The following is a 3,397-nucleotide window of genomic DNA, read 5'->3' as shown; positions in this document are numbered from 1 at the left end:
AAATGAGGAAACGGTTTTAGATATGTACCGGACAATGCTTTTGTCCCGCAGAATTGATGAGCGCATGTGGCTTCTAAACCGGTCCGGGAAAATTCCCTTCGTGATTTCCTGCCAGGGGCAAGAAGCTGCACAGGTTGGGGCAGCGTTTGCGCTTGATCGGCAAAAGGATTATGTACTGCCTTATTACCGGGATGTAGGTGTGGTGCTTACCTTCGGAATGACCGCAAAAGATTTGATGCTTTCAGGTTTCGCGAAAGAGGAAGATCCCAATTCCGGTGGGCGCCAAATGCCAGGTCATTTTGGTCAAAAGAAAAATAGGATCGTCACTGGTTCATCGCCTGTAACGACACAGGTCCCGCATGCAGTCGGAATTGCCCTTGCAGGGAAGATGGAAGGTAAGGATTTGGTGACTTTCGTAACGTTTGGGGAAGGTTCATCCAATCAGGGCGATTTTCATGAAGGGGCCAACTTTGCAGGTGTGCATAAGCTACCGGTCATTTTCATGTGTGAAAATAATAAATATGCGATTTCCGTTCCTATAGAGAAACAGCTATCGTGTGAAAATGTTTCCGACAGGGCGATTGGCTATGGGATGCCTGGAATAACGGTGGATGGCAATGATCCATTGGCCGTGTATGCTGCGGTGAAAGAAGCGGCTGACCGTGGACGAAGGGGAGAAGGCCCTACACTAGTGGAAACCGTCTCATACAGGCTCACACCACATTCAAGTGATGATGATGACCGAAGCTACCGGACGGCGGACGAAGTGGCCGAAGCCAAAACGAAGGATTCCATAATGACATTTGGAGCCTATTTAAAAGAAGTGGGAATCATGGATGATGACCTTGAGAAACAAATGAATGATGAAGTAATGAAGATAGTCAACGAAGCAACCGATTATGCTGAAAGTGCTCCATATCCAAAGGCTGAAAGTGCTATGAATCATGTGTATGCACAAAAGTAAGGGGGTAATAGAATGCCAGTGATWTCTTATATAGATGCCGTGACAATGGCAATGAGGGAAGAGATGGAACGAGATTCCCGTGTATTCGTATTGGGAGAGGATGTAGGAAAAAAAGGTGGGGTCTTTAAAGCCACTAATGGTTTATACGACCAATTCGGTGAAGACAGGGTCATCGATACCCCGCTCGCAGAATCTGCAATCGCAGGAGTTGGAATTGGAGCCGCCATGTATGGGCTTCGGCCGATAGCCGAGATGCAATTCGCTGATTTCATCATGCCAGCCATTAACCAAATCGTTTCAGAGGCAGCCAAAATCAGATACCGTTCCAATAATGACTGGAGCTGTCCTATGGTAATCCGTGCTCCATATGGAGGGGGAATACATGGAGCTCTTTATCATTCGCAATCGGTTGAAGCGATCTTTGCCAATCAGCCGGGCTTGAAAATTGTGATGCCTTCCACTCCGTATGATGTAAAGGGTTTGCTTAAAGCTGCCATTCGCGATGAAGACCCAGTGCTTTTCTTTGAACATAAACGTGCATACCGCTTGATCAAGGGTGAGGTGCCTACTGAAGATTATGTACTTCCAATCGGTAAGGCGGATGTGAAAAGGGAAGGGGAAGACATTACAGTCATCTCCTATGGCCTTTGTGTGCATTTTGCCCTTCAGGCAGCAGAAAAATTAGCTGCAGATGGAATTTCTGCACATGTTCTTGACTTGCGTACCGTGTATCCTTTGGATAAGGATGCCATCATAGAAGCAGCTTCTAAAACGGGGAAAGTATTACTGGTTACGGAAGATAATAAAGAAGGAAGCATCATGAGTGAGGTCGCAGCCATAATTGCCGAGCATTGCCTTTTTGATTTGGATGCCCCTGTAAAACGATTGGCCGGCCCGGATGTACCTGCCATGCCTTACGCGCCAACGATGGAAAAACATTTCATGGTGAATCCCGATAAAGTGGAAAAAGCAATGAGGGAATTGGCCGAGTATTAATGACTGTTAAGAAGGAGGAACGAATTATGGCTATGGAATTAATGAAGATGCCCCAACTAGGCGAAAGTGTCACAGAGGGAACCATCAGTAAATGGCTTGTGAAGCCTGGAGATCATGTCACGAAATACGACCCGCTAGCTGAAGTGATGACGGATAAAGTAAATGCTGAGGTTCCTTCTTCCTTCACCGGCATCATCAAGGAATTGAAAGCGGATGAGAATCAAACATTGGCAGTCGGAGAAGTCATTTGCTCGATTGAAGTTGAAACGGGAAAGACGGATAATGAAAATGCTGGGCAAATTTCTCATAATGAGGAAAAAGTTGATGCACCTGTTATAAGAGATGTGCAGCAAGCGGCAGAACCATCAAGGAAAGCTCGCTATTCACCAGCTGTGTTAAAACTTTCCCAGGAGCATGGAATCGATCTATCAAAAGTTAAAGGAACGGGGAATGAGGGACGGATCACCCGTAAAGATTTACTGAAACTTGTTGAATCAGGGAATCTTCCTAAGGCGGATGAGCCTTCCGCAATTTCCGATGCGGCTCCTGAAGAGATCGCCCCTCAAGTCAATCGTCAAACAAGTCCTGTAACAAACGTGCCGACTGCGGCTGGTGACAAGGAAATACCGGTCACCGGCATCCGTAAGGCAATTGCGTCCAATATGTTGAAAAGTAAGCACGAAATTCCGCATGCTTGGACGATGGTGGAAGTTGACGCCAGCAATATGGTGAAGTTGCGTGATAATCTAAAATCCGATTTTAAACAAAAAGAAGGCTATAATTTAACGTACTTTGCCTTTTTCGTAAAAGCGGTTGCTCAAGCCCTTACGGAATTTCCAGAACTGAATTCGATGTGGGCCGGCGAAAAAATCGTACAAAAGAAAGAAATCAATATATCGATAGCCGTTGCAACTGAAGATGCCCTATTTGTTCCGGTCATTAAAAATGCAGATGAAAAATCAATCAAAGGTATAGCAAGGGAAATACAGGAACTTGCATCCAAAGTGAAGTCAGGTAAGTTAAAAGCAGAGGATATGCAAGGTGGTACGTTCACTGTTAATAACACTGGCTCATTCGGTTCTGTCCAGTCAATGGGAATCATCAATTATCCACAGGCAGCCATTTTACAGGTTGAAACGATTGTAAAACGTCCAGTGGTCATTAATGACATGATTGCAGTACGAGATATGGTGAATCTCTGTTTATCACTTGATCATCGTGTTTTGGACGGACTGGTATGCGGACGATTCCTCGCGAGGGTTAAAGAAATCATCGAAAAGATTTCCAAAGACAACACTCCCATATACTAAAATGAAGAAATGGAAGGCCGGAAGGTCCTTCCTTTTTTTTTGCACTTCGCTTTTCCGTAGAAAAACATCGACAAAAATTTTATTTTTGCTATTATTTTATTAAGGGCTGTTCTAATACAGGTCAGGG

At 44.9% G+C, this 3,397-nt stretch carries 3 protein-coding genes; all 3 read left to right on the top strand.

Annotation, left to right across the window (positions count from 1 at the left end):
* The coding region (locus AC1DVB_RS26095) for a thiamine pyrophosphate-dependent dehydrogenase E1 component subunit alpha (RefSeq protein ID WP_477591692.1) at positions 1-964 on the top strand (964 nt) is incomplete at its 5' end.
* Between the two features lie 12 nt (positions 965-976).
* Positions 977-1,960 (top strand): alpha-ketoacid dehydrogenase subunit beta, encoded by a 984-nt coding sequence (locus AC1DVB_RS26090; protein WP_053535667.1) that lies wholly within the window; start codon positions 977-979, stop codon positions 1,958-1,960.
* Positions 1,961-1,986: 26 nt separating this feature from the next.
* On the top strand, positions 1,987-3,270 hold the full coding sequence (locus AC1DVB_RS26085; RefSeq protein ID WP_063575700.1) for a dihydrolipoamide acetyltransferase family protein: 1,284 nt from the start codon (positions 1,987-1,989) through the stop codon (positions 3,268-3,270).
* The last annotated feature ends 127 nt before the right edge of the window (positions 3,271-3,397 follow it).

Source organism: Peribacillus sp. P4_D6 (genome assembly GCF_056401795.1).
Note: the sequence above shows the minus strand (reverse complement) of the source record. Positions and strands in the feature narration are given on the sequence as shown.

Bases quoted from the DNA above. Each gene is read 5' to 3' on its own strand.
- AC1DVB_RS26085 (WP_063575700.1), top strand. From the start codon at position 1,987: ATGGCTATGGAATTAATGAAGATGCCCCAACTAGGCGAAAGTGTCACA.